The organism is Paenibacillus sp. FSL K6-1330, from assembly GCF_037976825.1.
Lineage (GTDB): Bacteria > Bacillota > Bacilli > Paenibacillales > Paenibacillaceae > Paenibacillus_AQ.
On record NZ_CP150269.1, the window covers coordinates 6990518 to 7011481 of the forward strand.

17 protein-coding genes are annotated in these 20964 nt (G+C 50.9%); 4 read left to right on the forward strand and 13 right to left on the reverse strand.

Annotation, left to right across the window (positions count from 1 at the left end; all coding sequences use genetic code 11):
* Positions 1-24 precede the first annotated feature (24 nt).
* From NYE54_RS31860 to NYE54_RS31870, 3 genes are read right to left on the reverse strand one after another with little or no spacing between them, the layout of a single operon-like run.
* Complete coding sequence (locus tag NYE54_RS31860) at positions 25-1134, reverse strand: Ger(x)C family spore germination protein (protein WP_339268601.1); 1110 nt, start codon at positions 1132-1134, stop codon at positions 25-27.
* A complete protein-coding gene (locus NYE54_RS31865) occupies positions 1131-2240 on the reverse strand; it encodes a GerAB/ArcD/ProY family transporter (RefSeq protein WP_339268603.1) in 1110 nt (369 codons plus the stop codon). Before NYE54_RS31865 ends, NYE54_RS31860 begins: the two co-directional genes overlap by 4 nt.
* Positions 2233-3594 (reverse strand): spore germination protein, encoded by a 1362-nt coding sequence (locus NYE54_RS31870; RefSeq protein ID WP_339268605.1) that lies wholly within the window; start codon positions 3592-3594, stop codon positions 2233-2235. The genes NYE54_RS31865 and NYE54_RS31870 overlap by 8 nt, the downstream gene beginning before the upstream one ends.
* A gap of 208 nt (positions 3595-3802) precedes the next feature.
* On the opposite strand from NYE54_RS31870, the gene NYE54_RS31875 reads away from it, so the two are divergent.
* Entirely contained in the window at positions 3803-5356 is a 1554-nt protein-coding gene (locus tag NYE54_RS31875) for an FAD-dependent oxidoreductase (protein WP_339268607.1), read from the forward strand.
* Positions 5357-5524: 168 nt separating this feature from the next.
* Positions 5525-5713: a hypothetical protein gene (locus NYE54_RS31880; RefSeq protein ID WP_215161454.1), complete on the forward strand. Its 189-nt coding sequence runs from the start codon at positions 5525-5527 to the stop codon at positions 5711-5713.
* Positions 5714-5841: 128 nt separating this feature from the next.
* On the opposite strand, the gene NYE54_RS31885 is transcribed toward NYE54_RS31880, so the two are convergent.
* The 10 genes from NYE54_RS31885 to NYE54_RS31930 all read right to left on the reverse strand — a co-directional run bounded on the left by NYE54_RS31885 (position 5842) and on the right by NYE54_RS31930 (position 19524).
* Positions 5842-6294 carry a hypothetical protein gene (locus NYE54_RS31885; protein ID WP_098749298.1) on the reverse strand — a complete coding sequence of 151 codons (453 nt, stop codon included), beginning with the start codon at positions 6292-6294 and terminating at the stop codon, positions 5842-5844.
* Positions 6295-6479: 185 nt separating this feature from the next.
* Positions 6480-8354 carry an ABC transporter ATP-binding protein gene (locus tag NYE54_RS31890; protein WP_339268610.1) on the reverse strand — a complete coding sequence of 625 codons (1875 nt, stop codon included), beginning with the start codon at positions 8352-8354 and terminating at the stop codon, positions 6480-6482.
* Positions 8351-10078, reverse strand: a complete 1728-nt coding sequence (locus NYE54_RS31895) for an ABC transporter ATP-binding protein (RefSeq protein WP_339268612.1) — start codon at positions 10076-10078, stop codon at positions 8351-8353. Before NYE54_RS31895 ends, NYE54_RS31890 begins: the two co-directional genes overlap by 4 nt.
* A gap of 11 nt (positions 10079-10089) precedes the next feature.
* On the reverse strand, positions 10090-10650 hold the full coding sequence (locus tag NYE54_RS31900) for a MarR family transcriptional regulator (protein ID WP_339268614.1): 561 nt from the start codon (positions 10648-10650) through the stop codon (positions 10090-10092).
* 122 nt (positions 10651-10772) lie between these two features.
* Positions 10773-11885 carry a ribosome small subunit-dependent GTPase A gene (gene rsgA, locus NYE54_RS31905; protein ID WP_339268615.1) on the reverse strand — a complete coding sequence of 371 codons (1113 nt, stop codon included), beginning with the start codon at positions 11883-11885 and terminating at the stop codon, positions 10773-10775.
* A 405-nt stretch (positions 11886-12290) separates the two neighbouring features.
* Entirely contained in the window at positions 12291-14579 is a 2289-nt protein-coding gene (locus tag NYE54_RS31910) for an ATP-dependent DNA helicase (protein ID WP_339268617.1), read from the reverse strand.
* 148 nt (positions 14580-14727) lie between these two features.
* A complete protein-coding gene (gene pdaA, locus NYE54_RS31915) occupies positions 14728-15522 on the reverse strand; it encodes a delta-lactam-biosynthetic de-N-acetylase (protein ID WP_339268619.1) in 795 nt (264 codons plus the stop codon).
* A gap of 142 nt (positions 15523-15664) precedes the next feature.
* Entirely contained in the window at positions 15665-16708 is a 1044-nt protein-coding gene (locus NYE54_RS31920) for an oxidoreductase (RefSeq protein ID WP_339268621.1), read from the reverse strand.
* A 195-nt stretch (positions 16709-16903) separates the two neighbouring features.
* A complete protein-coding gene (locus NYE54_RS31925) occupies positions 16904-18526 on the reverse strand; it encodes a catalase (protein ID WP_339268623.1) in 1623 nt (540 codons plus the stop codon).
* A 107-nt stretch (positions 18527-18633) separates the two neighbouring features.
* A complete protein-coding gene (locus NYE54_RS31930; protein WP_339268625.1) occupies positions 18634-19524 on the reverse strand; it encodes a LysR family transcriptional regulator in 891 nt (296 codons plus the stop codon).
* 126 nt (positions 19525-19650) lie between these two features.
* Between NYE54_RS31930 and NYE54_RS31935 the strand changes: the two genes are divergently transcribed.
* Both NYE54_RS31935 and NYE54_RS31940 read left to right on the forward strand, forming a co-directional pair.
* Positions 19651-20022 (forward strand): CidA/LrgA family holin-like protein, encoded by a 372-nt coding sequence (locus NYE54_RS31935; protein WP_076323894.1) that lies wholly within the window; start codon positions 19651-19653, stop codon positions 20020-20022.
* Positions 20019-20708, forward strand: a complete 690-nt coding sequence (locus NYE54_RS31940) for a CidB/LrgB family autolysis modulator (RefSeq protein WP_076323893.1) — start codon at positions 20019-20021, stop codon at positions 20706-20708. Before NYE54_RS31935 ends, NYE54_RS31940 begins: the two co-directional genes overlap by 4 nt.
* Positions 20709-20964 lie beyond the last annotated feature (256 nt).

Genomic DNA, 20964 nt, shown 5'->3' on the forward strand with positions numbered 1-20964 from the left:
GTACAATAGACAGATGTGCCCTGTCTAACGTTTATAACCGGTCGACTTTATTTTCACCTTGACCGATACATTAAACTTGGCATGGGGATACATGGCGTCCCATTCATCCATCTCCGTCTTATTGTTCCAGTGCGTCCCTCCATACCGGAGGCCGAAACCGAGCGGGTCCAGGCCTGTTTTTTGAATCCTCTCCAGCAAGTTTTTCACCGCTTGGGATAGTTCCTTGCTAAACTGCTCTTCGATCTTATGCAGACCCTTCTGATTCAGTTGCGTTGGATCCTCTTTCTCTTCCAAAATCGCCGTTATCCGAATATTGAAATCAATCGTTTCTTCCCCTGGTTTGTCCGTTACGATCTTGTATCTTGCTCGGGTTCTATCCGTGTTGACTTCAAGCAATTTGCCGTCCATTATCGTCCCGAAATTCGTGCTTAGATTACGACGATCCAACAGGTTAAACAGCCTGGTTTCATCCGGCGTCAGAATCACCTTCACCTTGTCCTTATCCATCAAGGCTACTCTCTCGATATTCAGGATCTTGTCAGTGGTAGTTTCCACAACGGGCATGACCGGATCTTCCCCTTCCTCTAACATTCGGCGGGACAAATCGAAGGAGTATGTCCTAGTAATGAAGGGAGATTCCGTCCCATCCTCGCTGAGCGCCAGAAATATTGCGTTCCCGGCAATCCGCTCCGTTGGAGGATCCGTCTTTAATACGGCTTCTGCCGAAGGAATGGCGACGGCTGGATACATTAAGAGCTGCATATCCCGCCTCCGAACGGTCCAGTCCTGGATTTTGCTGATATTTCGCCGAGCATAGGCTTCGCCGTACATGACCCCCTTGCAATGACCAAAGTCAAGTTCCTTATCTACTTTGGATTTGACCTCCCTGATCGCTTCCGCAATACTTGTTGATTCTTGTGTAATAAGGAAAGACTTCTTATCCCCAATCTTAGGGTCTCCTGAAGGAATCGCCATTTTGAAGGTAAATCGGTTCATATCGGGGTTTTTCTCAGAGACGTCAATACCAATGGACACGACAAAAAGTCTGAGATCGATATCCCTAAAATCACATCCCGACACAAATAAAAAAGAGCAGCACATGAGCCAGACCAGCCATCGTTTCAGGTCTTTCATGCCTTCTTCCTCCTTTTCCTCCATACCGCATAGAATAATAGGGCAATGAGCAGGAATTCCCCAGCGAACCGGACGTCCAAAAAGACAATCGCCATATCATTTAATATGTATTGATTAACGATAAACGACGTGCCGAAGATAATCAGGGAAAAGAGGAGAAGCACCCACCATTCGAATTTCCTCCTTTTAGACATCGCTTCCCCCTTATCGACCTTTAATCCGAAACCTCCCAGAATCAACTCCTTGCCCACATGCCAATGAACGATGGAATTCACGAGGGAGAGGCACATATACACCACGTAGAAGACATAAATCATCCGTTCTATGATGAAATAACGAATCCGAAGCGAGTCCACCGTCGAGAAGGCAGGATACACGTGTCCTCCGGCGCCCGCGGCTCCCAATATGCCGATGGATGCAAAGATCGATACCAGAAGGGTAAGAATACTAACCACCACAATCGCCCAAATATGCCGCACTCTGAATCGGTGAAAGATCCGATTAAATACCACCATGTTCACGTAGCCCGTAAATATATAGGTAGCCGCGGCCACCGTCTCGTAATTGGGCATGTTCCATGCATAAGTAATGATCTGCCTTACGGCATCCCAACTGAAATATGGATTGCTGAAGATACGCCATGACATATAAGCAATGATGGGCACGGTGATGTACAGAATCATCTCCAGGCCATAGAGAATCGACTCGGAATCCAGCCTGGCACTAAGTGCAACCACCACCAGAAATCCCATCAGAACGATATAGGGTGATACATCCGGACTGATGTATCGGGAGGTAATATCAACGAAACTGACCAAGGTTATCACGCTGGAGAAATACCACCCGAGTCCGTATAAAACAAGGAGGATACCAGATATCCACTTGGGCATAACCGAATGAAAAATCTCCGGCAACCCCTGTCCCGGGAATTGTTGGATCAGTTTTACGAAAGTAAACATCACAAAGACACCAATTGGAATGGACACCAGGATCGACATCAGCGCACCGTCAAAACGATCCGTAATTAAGATGCGGGGGACAAAAATAATTAGGTTGATGGTTGCATTGAGCAGGAAGAGGTAATAAAAATATTTATTTCTAACCACTTCGCTGGTCTCCTTTCTTGTTCCAATCCACAGCAAACATCTTCAAGTAGGGTTTGCCAAAGGACCTGAGACTCGTAAGGTACATGATCATGGCCACCATGCCCAAAACGATACCGACCAAGCCGAAGAAGGTGGCCAGGACAATGAACAAATACTTCGTGACACGGATGCCCGAACTCATCATCGTGATCGGGATCACGAAATTTGTTATTGCAACCGCGGAAACCAGAATGATCATGATGTTACTAACCAATCCCGCCTCCGTAGCAGCGGTTCCCAAAATGAGACCCCCTACCGTGGTAGCGGTCTGACCAATCGCTTTGGGCAGCCGAACACTCGCCTCCGTCAGAAACTCCATCGCCAGCAGCATGAAGATCACTTCAAAGAAAGACGGATACGGCACCGTAGCCCTGCTTCCCGCAATAAGCAGCGTAACCTGCATCCTCAATATTTCCGGATTATAGGAGGTGAAGGCCACATAAAGGCTTGGCATCAGCACGGTGACAAACAATGCGATATACCGGATTCCCTTGAGAAACCAGCCGATCGGAGGAAGCTGTATTTTGTCATCCATCGCCGTAAAGAAATCATTGAATATAGCCGGCAGTAGAAGAGCATACCCCGTTGAATCCATCAACACAGCGATCTTTCCTTGAGATATATTCAATACGGTCCGGTCAGGGCGTTCGGTCAGCATGAGCGTCGGATACAGACGGAATTTAGGATGCATTGTATGTCTCTCGATTTCGGAGGCCGATTGCACAATATCCGCCTTGATCTCGGACAATCGCTTCCTAAGCTCCTCTAATACCGTTTCTTCCACTTTGTATGCATCATACATAATAATGATTCGAGTCTGTGATATCTTGCCAAGGGTCATAAATTCCGTCTTCAAATTTTCAGTTTGGTAACGGTGGCGAATCAGATTCAAGTTCACCTCGATATTTTCCGTAAACGAATCATTGGGACCCTGAATGACGTTCTCCGTACTGGCGGGTTGGATGAAGCCTGCATTAACCAATACGGCGTCAAACAGGAGCACGCTGTCCCGAATGAATATGGCTACGCAGCCCCTTAGTATATTACGGAGCAACTCCTGTTTATCTTTCGGCTCCACACTTGAGGGAAAGGATCGGATGAATTGGTCGTATAACTCCAAGGAATTCAGCTCATAGAAACGGTTAATCAAATTATCGTTAATCATAGCGGGGTCGCACATGCTCTTAAGATAAATCAATAACGCATGCTCACCTTCATTCTTCAGCTCACGCTGCTCGATATCCCCGACATTACGAAGATGTTCTTGCAGGCATTGTCTGGCTTCCTCCGCATTTAGATATTGTTCGCTGGTCATGATACCACCCCTCATTCACTAAATTCCGGTTCTCCCGCTGTTCTTTAGGTTCTGCACAAATGTCCCAAATTATTTACAATCATCCAGAAAAACCTAGGAAGACTGTGAATCGAAATCACCTAGTTTCTAATCATTCCCATGTGGTAATAATGAAGACAAGAGTCGGAGTTTAAGGGCAATGCCCATAGAAACTGAGGAGGAATCGTGAATGAACCCATCCAATTCATCGCATCAAGAACTGCCGCAATATCCGGAGTCGCTGTGGAGAGCGACAACGAAACTGCCCACCTTCCCCCGCTTGGCCGAAGATATTGAGACGGATGTTGCCATTGTCGGAGCCGGCATAACCGGCATTACAACCGCTTATCTGCTTGCCAAGGCAGGCAAAGATGTCGTGCTGATCGAAGCAGGGCAAATCCTGAACGGGACCACCGGTCATACAACAGCTAAGGTTACGGCACAGCATGGGCTGATCTATCATGAATTTATGCATCATTTTGGGGAGGAGAAGACAAGACTCTATTACGAAGGCAATCGGGAAGCGATTGAATTCATTCGGGATATTATTGGCGGAGACGAAGGGAAATTCGGGCTGAAGCTGGAGGATGCCTATATCTACGCTCAACAGGAGGACAAGTATCTCTCGAAGCTGGAGGATGAAATCAAAGCCTATGAAAAGCTCGGCATTCCGGGAGAATGGCAGGATAGCCTTCCCCTGCCTATGCCGATTCGGGGAGCCATTAAGATGCCCGGACAATATCGATTCCACCCTTTGCAATATCTTAAGCATCTGACCGAACAATTCCTGAAGCTAGGAGGACGGATCTACGAGAACACGACCATGGATGAAAAGGCCGAAACCGATGGACCGATCACACTCCTGACCAAACGGGGCGGTCACCGGATTACTTGCAATTACGCAGTATCGGCCTCTCATTTTCCGTTCATTGACGGGAAAGGACTGTTCTTCACGCGCCTGCATGTGGGACGCTCCTATGCCATTGCAGTCAAACCTGAAACCGCTTATCCGGGCGGGATGTATTTAAGCGTGGATCAACCGACCCGTTCCCTGCGGTCCGCTTCTTATGGCGGTGAGGATTTGGTTATCGTTGGAGGCGAGAATCATCCGACTGGCCGCAGCATCTGCACCCATCAGCATTACGAAAACCTGGAGCTGTTTGCAGGAAAGCTGCTGGGCGCTTCCGCGATTCCTTATCGCTGGTCGGCCCAGGACCTGATTACCCTGGACAACATGCCTTACATCGGGCCGATCACATCCAATCAGGACCGGATCTTTGTCGCGACAGGCTTCCGGAAATGGGGCATGACAACAGGAACACTGGCCGCGAATATCATCTGTGATCAAATCTTGGAGAAGGATAACCGTTACGCCGACGTCTTCAACCCGTCCCGATTTATCGCAGATCCAAGCATCAAAACATTTGTTGCACAAAATGCTATGGTTGCGAAAGATTTCGTTTCCGGCAAGTTCGAAATGTCCCATGCTGATATTACCGAGCTGAAGGCAGGCGAAGGCGCCATCGTCCGCCATAACGGTCAGCGCGCCGGGGCTTACAAGGATGATAAGGGGAATCTCCATCTCGTGGATACGACATGTACCCATCTCGGCTGCGAAGTGGAATGGAATGAGGGCGAACGCTCATGGGATTGCCCTTGTCACGGATCACGCTACCGTTATAATGGCGAAGTGATTGAAGGGCCGGCCATTGAGCCGTTGAAGCAGTTGGACCCGGAGAGCTAAGCGGACGCTGCGCTCCCTCAAGGACTCTAACCTAAAAGAAGTGAAGCCCATGCGAGCTTCACTTCTTTTTTTATAACAGGGGACTTCACACCGGAGTGGCCTAAATTCAACCAAAAATAACATATTTCTGGTATAATAAGCTTACAAATCGTTACGGGAGGGACAGCTATGGTTCTAGGCCCTGAGTATTTGGATCGAATTAAAGAGGACGTCTCGGAGATTAAGGCAAAGGAGAAGCTGCGCGGTATCCGGCAACAAAGCCTGCTTAGTGATTTTTTAATGACCCTTGCTGCTGCAGGTGCCTTCATTGTGGTGGCTGCCATCTTTGGTTTTATCTTGTATAACATACGATATTAGAAGCCCTTCCCCATGCTTCCAAGGTGGTAAGTCTCTGAAGTTTATACTTTCTTGCAAGTCCAAAAAGGCACCCGTCAGGGTGCCTTTTTCATGTTACGACCTGGCCTGGATTAACCTAGTAAGCCAGCCTAAGCGATTTCTGGTGCCGGCTCCTCGCGGTAGGCCTCAAGCGACCGGTCCACGATGACCTGTATAAAATCCGGATCCATATCCTGAATCCATGGCATGGCGTTATTCCAAGCATTTTCCTCGATTTGAAGCGCGATCTGATTCTGCTCCCATTCATCCACCGTTCGATCCATCCGGTCACAGAGTTCTGTCAGCATCAGGTCCATCGAATGACCCAGCTCATGTGCGAATACTACCGCAAAATAGGCATGAAACAGCTCAAGTGTCCCAAACAGCTGCAGACACTGCTGGCGTATGACTTCGGTATACATCGTCACGCTGTGCGAATTCATAACATATTTCCCGCCGATTAACCGGCCCCCTGGGAAATACGCCTCCATCTCCACGGTGACACTGCTGCCCGACCGACGTAGAAGCTCTTGCGTAATTCGGTTCAGTTCGGACTTATTCAATAATGATCATGGCTCCCTTTAAAGATCTAAACATAAACATCATTATAAAAGAACCATATGAAATTGCAACAACCAATATGCCTGCTAGCTTACTCTAAACCTACCAAAAACCTTTAATTAAGCCAAAAAAAAGAAGACCCACTCGCACTCCAATGGGTCTTCTTATGATGGTAATCCTCGCCTCGCTATCCAGCCTCATGCTGGTCGCTGAATTGACTGTTATACAGGTCCGCATAGAAGCCGCCTTGAGACAGCAGCTCTTCATGGGTTCCTTGCTCGATAATGCTGCCCTTGTTCATGACCAGAATCAGGTCCGCATCCCGGATCGTGGACAGCCGATGCGCAATGACAAAGCTGGTTCGGTCCTTCATCAGCTCATTCATCGCTTTCTGGATATAGAGTTCTGTCCGCGTATCCACGCTGCTGGTGGCCTCGTCAAGGATCAGAATCGATGGATTGGCCAGAATGGCACGCGCAATGGTAAGAAGCTGCTTCTGCCCTTGCGATATGTTGGAGGCCTCCTCGTTCAGAACGGTATCGTAGCCGTCCGGCAGTGTCCGGATGAAGTGATCCGCGTGAGCCGCTTCCGCCGCTCGGATGATCTCTTGTTCCGTGGCGCCTTCGCGTCCATATCCGATATTGTCCCGGATTGTCCCGTTAAAGAGCCATGTATCCTGCAGCACCATTCCGAACAGGCTGCGGAGTTCACCGCGTCGAAGAGCCGTAATATCTGTGCCGTCTATCGTAATCTTGCCCTTATTCAGCTCATAGAACCGCATCAGCAGATTAATAAGCGTAGTCTTGCCTGCACCGGTCGGGCCGACGATGGCGACAGTTTGCCCGTGCCTTACGTCCACATTCATATCCTCGATCAGAAGCTGGTCTGCTTTATAGCCGAAACTCACGTTCTCGAAAGACACGTCGCCAAGTGGCTGCTTGAGTGCTGCCGGAGCTGTATGCTCTGACACTTCTTCTTCCTCATCCAGCACTTCAAATACGCGCTCTGCCGATGCTATGGTAGATTGAATGACGTTCGCGATATTCGCAAGCTGGGTAATCGGCTGCGTGAATTGGCGTGAATATTGGATGAATGCTTGAATATCCCCGATCTCAATCGCTCTGCGGGTAACGAGCACGCCGCCGACAACACTGACGATCACATAACCGATATTGCCGACAAAACCCATCAGCGGCATAATGGTACCCGATATAAACTGGGCTCTCCACCCGGCATCATAGAGTTTATCGTTGACCTCATTAAATTGCTCCATGGATTGTCGTTCCCGGCCAAAGGCCTTCACCACTTTATGACCTGTGTACATTTCTTCCACATGCCCGTTCAGCTCACCCAAATGCTTCTGCTGAGCCACAAAATGCTTCTGCGAGCGTTTGGCAACCACAATTGTAACCACCACACTAAGCGGTAGGGTCAGAATAACTACTAATGTCAACAGCGGGCTGATCGTGAGCATCATCACGATGACGCCAACCAGCGTGACTATCGAGGTAATCATCTGCGTCAAGCTCTGCTGAAGCGTGCTGCTGATATTGTCCATATCGTTGGTCACCCGGCTCAGCGTTTCCCCATGTGTCCGAGCGTCGAAATATTTAAGCGGCAAACGACCGAGTTTGTTGTAAACATCCTTACGCAAATCATACACGGTCCGCTGGGCCACGCCAGCCATAACATATTGCTGGATGTAAGCAAACAGTGAGCTTAAGAGATACAAGCCTGCAAGCCAGAGCATGATCGTCCGAATCGCGTCAAAATCGATCCCGGCCCCCGGCACGCCTTGCATCTTAGCCATGAAGCCTTTGAACAGGATCGTGGTTGCATCCCCCAATATTTTCGGGCTCACGATGCTGAATATCGTACTGAGAATAGCTGCGATCAAGACGATCATCAGCTTGCCGGTATGCGGTTTGAGATATCGCGTTAACCGGCGAAAAGTGCCTTTGAAATCCTTGGCTTTCTCCCCCGCCATTCCAGGTCCGTGCGGGCCGCCGCCAAAGGGACCGCCCGGTCCCCGAGGATGTCCTCCCCGTTTCTTCTCACTCATGCGATCTCCTCCTCTGACAGCTGCGAGGTAACGATTTCGCGGTACACATCGCTGGAAGCCATAAGCTCCTCATGCGTGCCGATTCCGGCTATGCGTCCCTCATCCAGCACAATAATACGGTCAGCGTCCATGACGGTGCTTACCCGCTGAGCAACAATCAGAACGGTAGCTTCCGTCGTTTCCTCGCGGAGCGCTGCGCGAAGATTGGCATCCGTCTTGAAATCCAGCGCCGAGAAGCTGTCGTCAAACACATAAATCTCGGGTCTCCGAACCAGCGCCCTTGCAATCGAGAGCCGCTGCTTCTGACCTCCGGATACGTTGCTGCCGCCTTGCGAAATCTCGGCATCGTACCCGCCTTCCATGGATGAGATGAAATCGGCCGCCTGGGCAACCTTCGCAGCATGCCGGATTTCCTCGTCCGTCGCATCTTCTTTACCATAGCGGATATTCTCCGCGATCGTTCCGGTGAAGAGCAGCGCCTTCTGCGGCACGAATCCGATCCGGTTCCGCAGGTTCTCCTGCATCATGTCCCGGATATCCGTACCATTGACGAGGATCCGCCCCGAGGTCACGTCATAGAAACGAGGGATTAAGCTGATCAGCGTCGATTTACCCGAACCGGTTCCGCCGATAATGGCGGTGATTTCACCCGGCCCGGCATGGAAGGAAATATCGGATATGGCGGGCTCCTCTGCACCCGGATAATAGAAGGTCACATCCTGGAATTCAATCGATCCGTGCTCCACGCCGGTATCGGCCGGTTGCTTCGGATCATGGATCTCCGGCATCATGTTCAACACCTCATTGATCCGAACCGCCGATGCCTGTGCACGCGGAATCATGACAAACATGACGGATAGCATGATGAGAGAGAACATGATCATCATCGCGTATTGGAGAAATGCCATAAGGTCACCGACCTTCATGTGGCCACTATCGATTCGCAGCCCCCCGAACCAAACAATCGCCAGCGTTGCAAAGTTCATGACCAGCATCATGACAGGCATCATCGCACCCATGATTTTATTCACTTTGATGGAGGTGGCTGTCAAATCCTCATTCGCATCATTAAAACGGACGGTTTCATGATTCATCCGGTTAAATGAACGAATGACCCGGATTCCGGTCAGATTCTCCCTTAGCACGCGGCTCAGTGTATCGATCTTCACCTGGATCGCTTTAAAGAGCGGAATCCCCTTTTTGGCGATGAGGAAAATAGCCAGGGCCAGAATCGGCAGGACGATGAGAAGTACCGTGGTCAATCCAGGGTCTCTCGATACGGCCATTATAATGCCCCCGATACACATCATCGGCGCAAGCGCCATCATGCGAAGGATCATGATCGTGACCTGCTGCACCTGCGTAATGTCGTTCGTTGTACGGGTAATTAGGGATGCCGTACCGATCTTGTCAAATTCCTGCAGCGTGAAATTCTCTACATGGGAGAAGACGCGTCCCCGAACAATTTTCCCGAATCCCGTAGCTGATTTGGATGCCAAATAACTTGCGGCAATGGAGCACAACATGCCCCCAGCTGCTACCAGGAGCATAAAGCCGCCCACACGCCAAATGTAAGGCACATCTCCCTTCACGATGCCGATATCCACGATGTCCGCCATCAAGGTTGGCAGGTAAAGATCAGACAGACACTGGAAAAATGTGAACAGCAGGACAAAAATGACCGCTGTCCGGTACGGTTTCAAATAGTGAAACAGTTTTAACAAATTCCCCACCCCTACTCATTGTCTGAAGTCGTTTCGTTCGTTTTGTGCTTTTGCTCGTGAAATTGATACACCTTCGTTAACAGCTCCGTCAGTTTGACGCTGTCCTCTTCTCCTAGAAATTCCACCAGCTCGTTAAAGTTGTTTCTGACGTTCTGATAGGTTTCCTGGACAACGCGATTCCCTTCCTCCGTAAGCTGCACACGCACCGCACGTCGATCCTGTACATCCATCACCCGCTCCACCAGACCTTTGCTCTCCAGAGCGTTAATAAATTGAGTGATCGTCGGTGACGTAACATTCATCATGCTGCTGATTTCGGACACTTTCATGCCAGGACCGTCAGGCACGATATGATGTTTAAGTCCCATCAGAACGCGAATCTCGCCAGGCGTATAGCCGGAAATCAAGTGCCGATCCCATTCCTGCTTATGGAACATGCGAATGCTGTACAAGAGCCTGCCTGCTACGCTATCTTCTCGCCGGCCAGCCTTCATGCACAGCCCTTCCCGCGAATCTTTTTCCTCTTTCCCGTTGTTCTCTTTAGGTAAATCTGGATGTATATTCTCTTCCATGGTCCACCTCTTTTCTGCAACTACTTAAGCAAATAGATAGTCTGCCAATTTATTTGGTTTCCTAACTATATACCCGAAGAAGACCGAAGTCAAATCGACTCCGGACCTCTCAATAACATCCATTATTCGTCATCGTACAAAAGCTGCTGGTAGTTCCCTTTGCGGTCTCTCTCGCTCTTCCGCGAGGACTTGCCTGAGCTCTTATTCTGGCGGCGGGTGCTGACCCTCTCCTTACTGGCAATATAGGCGAGCTCCCGCTCCGTCTTCTTGTAGTTCGCATATCGTTTCGCATCCAGCGTTCCGTCTTTCAGCGCTTCCTGCACCGCACAGCCGGCCTCCGTCTCATGGCGGCAATCCTGGAACCGGCACTGCTGCACCAGCGCCGAAACATCCGCAAAGGTTGCCTCGAACCCTTCTTCCGAATCCCACAGCTGCAGCTCCCGCATGCCTGGCGTATCCACCATAATCGCGCCTCCCGGCAGCACGAAAAGCTCCCGGTGCGTCGTGGTATGCCGTCCCCTTGCGTCCTCCTCACGTATCCCCTGAACCCGCTGCAGCTCCTGACCGGACAGCCAGTTCAGGAGGGTGGATTTACCGGCCCCCGAGGTACCCGTAATGGCAATCGTCTTCCCCTGTATCAGATAAGGCTGCAGCTGCTTCTTTCCTTGATCCATCAAGGAGCTCACCGCATGAACCGGCACGCCCGGTGCAACAGCCTCTACCTGTGCGACATAATCTTCCGGCGATTCACATAGATCCGCCTTGGTAAGCAGCACAACCGGTGTGGCTCCGCTCTCCCAGACCGCAATCAGGTAGCGTTCAATCCGGCGAACACTAAAATCCTTGTTGAGTGCGTTAATGATAAACACGGTATCCATGTTCGCGGCAATGATCTGCTCATCCGGCACGCTTCCTGCTTCCTTGCGCGTCACAGCAGATTGGCGGGGGAGCAACTTATGAATGACGGCACGAGATTCCCCTTGCAGCGGTTCCACCATGACCCAATCGCCAACAGCGGGAAAGTCGCTTTTGCTGGCTGCCTCGTATTCGTATTTGCCCGTAACAATCGCGGACTGCTCTCCCTCTTGCGTGATAATGCGGTATTGCTTCGAGAATTGGGCTGTGATGCGTGCCGGTGCCAGCGCTTTATCCTGCTGCGGGATCTGCTCAGCCAGCAAAGCCCAATGTTCATTCCATCCATATACTTGTAGCGTAGTCATGTCTTGTTTAGTCAAATTCGTGATATCCCCTTATCGTTATTGGATTGGTTGTTATCAAACACAAAAAAACCGCAGATTTGTATCCGCGGCTGATCTGAATCTATGCAAGAAGAAGGCATCAACCCCCATACAGCCTACAGTCAAGCCGTTAAAGGTCGTACCAAGCCCTTAATATAGACACAAAAAACCCGCAGGATACCAAGTACGGTCTCCTGCGGGTTCTTGAGTATGGAGTAAAAGACAAGTATGTTTACATGCCTTATACCCCTATACCATTAGAATTTCCCGTCCAAAGAGACCAACGTCAATGCGACCCATCCACTATGCATCATAACCATTTGACATCAGCCTCCTTCAGCTAAATTAATATATCCGTATTATAGGGGTCATATTTCCAGGTGTCAACATCTCATGCAAAAATTAGATTCGCCTGTAGTGCCTCCACTCCTCAGGCAGCAGCATCCCGTACTGGCGATTCAAAAAGCGGTCATCCACCAGCGTCAGTGTCCCGCTGTCCTGCTCTGAGCGGATCAAGCGTCCTCCGGCCTGCAGCACTTTGTTCATGCCCGGGTATACGTAGGCATAGTCGTATCCCCGCTTGCCGGTACGATCGAAATAATCCTTGATGATATCATTCTCGAATGATAGCTGCGGCAATCCTACGCCGATGACCACGACACTCGACAGCCGTTCTCCCTTCAAATCAATGCCCTCGGAGAAAATACCGCCCATTACGGCAAAGCCGATCAGCGGATCCTCCGCATCCGCCTGGAAGGCATTCAGGAATGCCTCCCGCTCCTCCTCACTCATCCCATGCCCCTGAAGCAAGGTACGCGCTCCCGGGTTCATTCTGGCAAACGCCTCATGGATATCCTGCATGTAGGGATAGGACGGCAGGAAGATCAGGGTATTCACCGGCTTTTCCTGAACCAGCGCACTCAGCATCCGGACGATGGCTTCGCTATTTCGCTCCCGATCCTTGAAGCGCGTCGATAACGGCAAAATTCGAACATCCAATTGCTCGGAAGAGAAGGGAGAGGGAATCGAGAGGCTGTAGTCCTCTTCCTCTGCTCCCAGCATATCGCGGTAATACCCGAGCGGCATAAGGGTTGCCGAGAAAAATACGCTGGATCGGTAGTTTTTTCCCGCTTGCTGGAGCAAATAAGAGGGGTCCAGACAAAACAGCTTGAGAAACACCTCGCTCTGACTCATCTCCGCATACGTGACAAAGCGGTCGTCATACAGCTTGGAGATGCGCAGATACCCCTGCACGGCAAAATAGCACTCCAGGAGCGCATCCGCCTCATCCCCGCTCTTGCCAGTCATCAGTTCGGCCTCTGCCTGGAGCGAAAAATCCTCCAGCAGCTCCACCATCATCTCCGGCTGCTGGGACCCGACAATCCGCTCTTCCTCCTCACTGACCTTGCGCAGCACTTTAAATCGGTTATTCACCCGCTTCGCGGCGTTGTAAAGCGCGGGATTGCTCTCTTTGTAAGCTCGTTGCAGTTCCAGAAAAGCCGATTTATTCAGCTCGGCCGAGAACATTCCCCGCGCCCGGTCTACCAGATTGTGTGCCTCATCAATGAGCAGCACACTGCGCTTCTTCACGTCCTCCGGCATCCGCTTGAAGGATACACGCGGGTCAAACACATAGTTGTAATCGCAGATGACGGCATCAGCTGCATACGCGGCATCCAGCGAGAACTCAAACGGACACACCGTATGCTTCCGGGCGTACTCTTCAATAACAGGCCTCGTGATCAACGTTTCATTCGAGAGCAAATCCAGTATGGCGCCATTAATCCGGTCATAGTAGCCCTCCGAGAACACACAGCCCATCTGACCGCAGCCCTCAGCTTCACGGAAACAAATCTTGTCCTTCGCCGTCAGCGTGACCGTGTGCATGCAGAGTCCTTGACGCTCCATGCGCGCCATGGCTTCCTCCGCGGTCGTTCGGGTGATCGTCTTGGCTGTCAGATAAAAAATCCGCGACAACAGGCCTTCACCGATCGCTTTAACCGAAGGAAACAGCGTGGATATCGTTTTCCCTATGCCCGTTGGCGCTTTGGCAAACAATTTCCGTCCTTCCCCGATGCTCTTATAAACGGCCCCGGCCAACTTTCGCTGTCCTTCGCGGTAGGCGGGAAACGGAAACTTCAATTCGCGGATGCTTCGATCCCTCCGCTCGCCATGCTCCCGCAGCAGGTTGGCATAAGGCGCATAAGCCGCCACGACCTCCAATACGAAGGATTCCAGCTGTGCACAGCTCCATTCCTGTACGAACTGCTTACGCTCTCCACTCGGGACTTGGAAGTAGGTTAATCGCACTGCCATCTTCGGAATCTCATGCTGCTTCGCGTACATATAGGCATACATTTGGGCCTGCGCCCAATGAACCGGGTACGTGTGCTCCGTAATCTCGCCTAAATCGCCGGAGGTCGACTTAATCTCGTCAATCATCATCCGCTCTTCCTCTTGAATCAGACCGTCGCAGCGGCCTTCCACCACAAACAGAAGATCCTCGTAAGGAATCTCCACTTCAAGCTGAACTTCCTTCTGATCGTTCTCACCATAGTCGCGCTGTACCTGTTGATGCGCACGGGTCCCCTCGGTAAGGGATGTCGCCGTGCGAAAACCCGAGGTAATGCTGCCGCTGCGAAAGACATATTCCACCAGCGGCCTGACGGATATTTGGATAGTATGAGGCATGATGGTCTCCTTCGTTCATGTTCTATTTAAGGGTATTATACCAAACATTCGTTCCTGAAAGCGAAGCATCCATCTTCATTCGCCAACAAAAAGCGTGCAGACGGCATCCTGACAGGATAGCGTTCTGCACGCTGTATGCAACAAATATTTACGGGGCTTTCTTCTGCATCTGATCCAAACCCTTGAACTCGTACCCCCGGTTCCTGGCTTCGTCAATGATCCGCCCAAGCGCCTCGGTGTTGTCCTTGGAGATCGAGTGCAGCAGAATCACAGCGCCCGGGTGGAGCTGTGCGGTTACCTTATCATAAGCATACTGCGCACCGCGCTGGGACTTCACGTCCCAATCCATATACGCGAGCGACCAGAAGACATTGGTATAACCCAGCTGCTTGCTGGTCGCCAGCGACCGCTCATCGAAAATGCCGCGCGGTGTACGCAAATATTTCATATCCGGCTGGCCGGTTATGCGCATAACCTCCTTCTTCACCCGCTCCAGTTCCTCGGTCAGCTTCTCTGCCGAGATCGTGGTCACATCCGGATGGTTCCAGGAATGGTTGCCGATAATGTGTCCCTCAGCCGTCATCCGCTTCAGCAGATCTTCCTGTGTCTTTACGTAGTGTCCGGTCACGAAAAAGGTGGCAGGCACCTTCTTCTCTTTGAGCGTATCCAGGATACGGGAGGTATATCCGTTCTCGTATCCGTTATCAAACGTAAGATAAAGCTCCTTCTGCTCGGCATCGCCCATGAAGATCGCGCCGTATTTTTGCAGAAGCTCCTTAAAACCCTCCTCATTGATGGAAGGCAGCTGGCCATTGACGCTTTTTTTGAATCCAAAATGAAACGGACCGCTTCCTACTGCCAAAGCCGCTCCCGATATGGACAGCATCACCGCCAAGCTCATCAGAAGCGCAAAGGCCGACCGAAGGATATCGCGTTTCTTCATATCCGTTCTCTCCTTCTTTGTTGTGATATGGATTGATTCCCCTCATGAAAGACGTACAAGGGTTGCATCACCTAATATCCCACAAATCGGAGCAAACTATGTGCTAGCCAAAGAGGACCCTGTCGCCGGATATAGCAGAGTTTCACGTGATCTTGATCAATCGGCCTTTCTGATGACTTTGCAGTGCATACTCAATCATACGGATGACATTACGGGCTTCTTCAGGCTGAACGGGTAACGGGCCATCCTTAAGAATCGCTTCAGCCAAACCCTGATAAAAGGCCTGATAACGTCCCGGCAGCGTCTCAATCTCACCCTGAACCGCCAGTCCGCTCAGCTCAGTAGCAAGCTCCCCGTACTGGTCCGGCTGGTCTTCACCCCAGCCCGCATCCCCCGGGTGCATTCCCTGCTTCAGCTGGCCTTCCTGAGGGTCTGTTCCATATTTCAGGAAGCTTCCTTTATCCCCGTGCAGCTCGAATTTCGGGCCGGCTTGCCGGACCAGCGAGCCGGAATGCAGAATAACGCGAAACGTTTTGTAACCCAGCACCAGATGAAAATAATCATGGGTTTTGGACCCGTTGCGCTCCGTTCTCAAATCCGCCCACAGCGTCTCCGGCAGACCGAACAGGAACAGCGCCTGATCAAGCAGATGCGAACCCAAGTCGTACAGGATGCCGGACCCGGGAATCCCCTGTTCCCTCCACCGCTCCGATTGCACTTCCGGACGGTAACGGCTGAACTGCGACTGATAAATGGATAGCTTCCCGAGCGCTCCCGTCTCCAGCAGGTTGCGGACAGTCAGAAAGTCATTGTCCCAGCGGCGGTTGTGATATACCGTCAGCAGAACTCCCTTCTGTTTGGCCAGATCAATCAACTGGTCCGCTTCTGCGGATGTTACGGTAAACGGCTTCTCGACGACCACATGCTTACCGGCCTCGATGGCTAACCGGGTATATTCGTAATGCGTTGCATTCGGACTCGTAATGATGACAACATCAATATCCGGATTAGACAAAAGCTCATCCACACTATCGACAACCGCCGTATCAGGCAAATCCTTGTAAACCTTGTCCGGATCTGATGACACAACCGTGTGGACTATGTAATCCGGCACGCTTCTCAGGATAGGTGCATGAAACACCGACCCGGACAGGCCGTAGCCGATGATTCCCGCTTGTATTGCCATAAAGCACGCCTCCTCTTCCCATGGTTCTATGTTGATTCGATATGTATCGCTTTGATTCCTTGCAACATCTTAACATTCCGCAAATATTTTACAACCTCAAATAATACAGCCGCCTGCACATTTATCACTGTGCAGGCGGCTGCTCAATTGCCATTGCAAAAGATAACCTGAAGACCTCTTCCGGCTTAGCAGATTTTAGTAAGGATCCGCCTCATGGCCCATGCGGTTAGCATCCTCAACCGCCTGCTCCCGGTCGGGCTCGTTCGAGCCCTTTCTGGCCTGCTCGAGTCCTTCTCGTACGCGGCGTCCATATTCCTCATCCGCATTCGTAAAATATTCCACCATCTTGTCTTGAATCCGGATATCACATTGGATGAGCGCACCCACCAGATTGCTAATCAAGTCGTTTCGCTCCCAATCCTCAAAGGCTCTGTACGTATCCCCGGCCTGCTTGAAGTCCAGCGTACGGTCCAGCTTCTGCCGGACGAGGTTGGCATCATAATGGGGCTGATGAGGCTTCGCCGTCTGCGAGGCTTCCACCAGACCATCGGTCATGGAAGGCTCGTAATCCACATGCGGGCTTTGCCCTGGTGCCTTATCCACGTAATAAGACATCTGCCCGCCGCGCTGGTTGGTAGCGACCCGCTTCTTCGGCGCGTTGATCGGCAGCTGCAGATAGTTGGTGCCCACCCGATGCCGCTGGGTATCCGAGTAAGAAAATGTGCGACCTTGGAGCATCTTGTCGTCCGAGAAATCGAGTCCATCCACCAGCACGCCCGTGCCAAAGGCCGCTTGCTCCACTTCGTTATAGTAGTTCTCCGGATTGCGGTCCAGCACCATTTTGCCCACCTTCAGGAACGGAAATTGATCTGCCGGCCACAGCTTGGTTGCATCAAGTGGATCGAATTCCAGCTCCGGATGCTCATCATCGCTCATAATCTGAACGCATAGCTCCCATTCCGGATAATCCCCGCGTTCAATGGCCTCATATAAATCCTGTGTTGCGTGGCTGTCATTCATGGCCTGGATCTTGCTTGCTTCTTCCTGCGTGAGGTTCTTAATGCCTTGCTTGAGCGGCTCCCAATGGTATTTGATCAGCACACTATGGCCATCTGCATTGACCCATTTGTATGTATTCACACCTGAGCCTTGCATTTGGCGGTAGTTAGCCGGAATGCCCCATGGGGAGAAGACAAACGTGATCATATGCGTCGCTTCCGGGGAACGGGATACAAAGTCGAACATGCCGACTGGACCCGGAACGTTGGATACTGGATCCGGCTTGAACGCATGAACCATGTCCGGAAACTTGAGCGGATCGCGGATAAAAAATATTTTCAGGTTATTGCCAACCAAATCCCAGTTGCCCTCTTCGGTGTAGAATTTCACGGCAAACCCGCGCGGATCCCGAAGCGTTTCAGGTGAGCCGGAACCATGAATAACGGTTGAGAACCGGACAAACACCGGTGTACGCTTGCCTTCAACCTGAAACAGCTTGGCCCGAGTATACTTCGAAACAGGCTCATCGCCTACTTTCCCGTATGCTTCGAAGTAACCGTGAGCTCCAGCACCCCGTGCATGCACGACGCGCTCCGGAATGCGTTCCCGGTCAAAGTGCGTGATCTTCTCCAGATAATGATAATTTTCCAGGGTCATCGGACCCCGATTCCCTACCGTTCTCACATTCTGATTATCCGAAATAGGATGTCCCTGACGATTAGTTAGCGTATCCTCCCGCTCCGTCTCGCCGCGGTTCTGGGCAAATCCTTCCTGACCTGGGTTCGTTCCATTATTACCATCATGTTCCTGGCCACTCACGAATGTCATTCCTCCTTGGATATAAGGCTTGTAAAATGGTTCTCTTATTATGGATATTATGTCCAAGGCGTGAAAATGTATGAAATGCCCCTTAATTTGAAACAAACTTAATCCTGCTCACCCAATAGGGCGCGGGTAAAGCTGATCCATTCCCTGACGGCAAAGGACAGATACCGGTCCTTCCTCCAGATCATTCCGAGCTGCCAGGGAATGGACGGGTTGTCCAGCGGCAGTATCGTCACGCGCGAGGAATCGATCTCCTTACAGATTGTCTCCGGGAGCAGAGCGATGCCCAAATTGGCGGCCACCATGCCACTGATGAGGTCCCACTGCGAGCTTTCATAGACCACCCTTGGCTCGAAGCCCGCGCTGACGCATTCGCGGATGATCCGGTCATGCAGCGTAAAGTCCTCTCGAAACAATACAAATGCCTCGTCGGCTAGCTCGTTCAGGTGTACATGATCTCTGCCTGCCAGCCGATGGGACGGATGGACCAGCAGATTCAGCTTCTCTTTCACAAAGGAATAATAGTGAAATACATCTTCATTGACAGGCAGCACCGCGACTCCGATATCGGTCTGACCGCTCTCCACATCCGCTTCGACCTTCTTGGCTCCATCCTCAATCAGCTGAATGGTAATCTTCGGATAGTCCCGGTGGAACTGCCCGATCACCTCAGGGAAAAAGCTTGAGCCTACCATAGGTGGAAGCCCGATCCGGAGATGGCCGCGCTTCAGGTTCATGAGATCCTCCAGCTCGGCCGATACCCGCTGAAAGGAATCCACCATCTGCTGCGCCTGCTGATACATGATATGACCCGCATCCGTCAGCTCAATCCGCTTGCCCTGCCGGTAGAACAAGGTTACGCCCCACTCGTCCTCCATGTTGCGAATCGTTTTGCTAATCGTTGGCTGCGTAATATACAGCTTCTCGGCGGCTTTGGTAAAGCTTTGGTTCCTCGCTACCTCAAGAAAATACTCCAGGTGCCGTATGTCCATCCGATATTCCCTCCGGTTTCTTCTATGTATAGATAAATGGAATGCATCTCATTCGATATATGCATTTTACCTATGAAAATTATCGTTGTAAAATTTCATTAACAATGAAAATAAAGGAGTCCGGTCATGATCAACATGTTGAAAGGAACACTCCAAGTGGCCGGTTTCATGCTTCTTTCCTTAGGGATGGATCAACTGGCCGCTTGGCTGAATATAGGGATTCCGGGCAGCATTCTCGGAATCGTTGTGTTGTTTATACTTCTCGAAACCAAAGTCCTCCGCCTGGAGTGGATTGAGCTTGGCGCCAATTGGCTGCTCGCCGAATTGCTGCTGTTCTTCATCCCTGCAGCGGTCGGCATTATGAAATATTTCCCGATGCTGGAGGCCGAAGGACTCCAGATTCTGGCCGTGGTTTTGTTCAGCACCGTCATTGTGATGGTCAGCTCTGGACTGACTGCCGGCTTCATCTCATCCAGAAAGGAGCGTAAAACACCATGAACATCCTGCTGACCGTCATTCTCGGCTTATTATTGACGATCGGAATTTATGGGGGGACCAAAAGACTGTATCGCCGCCTGCCAAAGGTCTATTTATCGCCGCTCCTGATCACCCCGGTACTGATTGTTGTGATATTGACACAAACAGGGGTATCCTATGAATCATACAATGAAGGAGCGCAGTGGATCAGCAAGCTGCTTGGACCGGCTACAATCGCTTTTGCCGTGCCTTTGTACAAAAACTTCCAGACTCTTAAAAAGCATGCGGCCGAAATTATGCTCAGCGTGCTGACCGGATCGGTACTGGCCATGTTATCCTCTGCAGTTCTTGCTAAATGGATGCACCTGAACAGCTCGCTGGCCACCAGTCTCGTCCCGCGCTCCATAACAACGCCCATTGCCATGAACGTCTCCGAGGTCATCGGGGGCGTGCCGAACATGACCGCCGTCTTCGTTATTATGACCGGGATTCTAGGCTCCATGATCGGACCGGCGGTCATGCGAATCTTCCGGATTCGGGGCGATATTGCACGAGGTGTGCTGTTTGGGACCAGCGCCCATGGAACCGGCACCTCCAAGGCATTCGAATTCAGCTCCCTTTCGGGAACGATCTCCAGCATTTCGATGATCGTCGCTGCTCTCTTCACCCTCGGAACCGCACCGCTGATCATGTCTTTTCTTTATTAATATTTGCTAAGCCCCTGACAAAACCGGTGATGGCCGGTTTTTTCGTTGTCTTTTTCGTGTTGTTATAAGAAGCTTATGGACTTACTTTAACTCTTTGACAACCTCCTCCGAAGAGGTCATAATTAGTTCTGTTCATTCCTTTTGTAAAATAAATGGTATACAGAATGTATATCAACAGTAAGAATAACGTCTATCGATTCTTAAATAACGAGTGGCCGCTGGAGTTTTCGAAATTAGGGTTACGGCGGCATTGAAA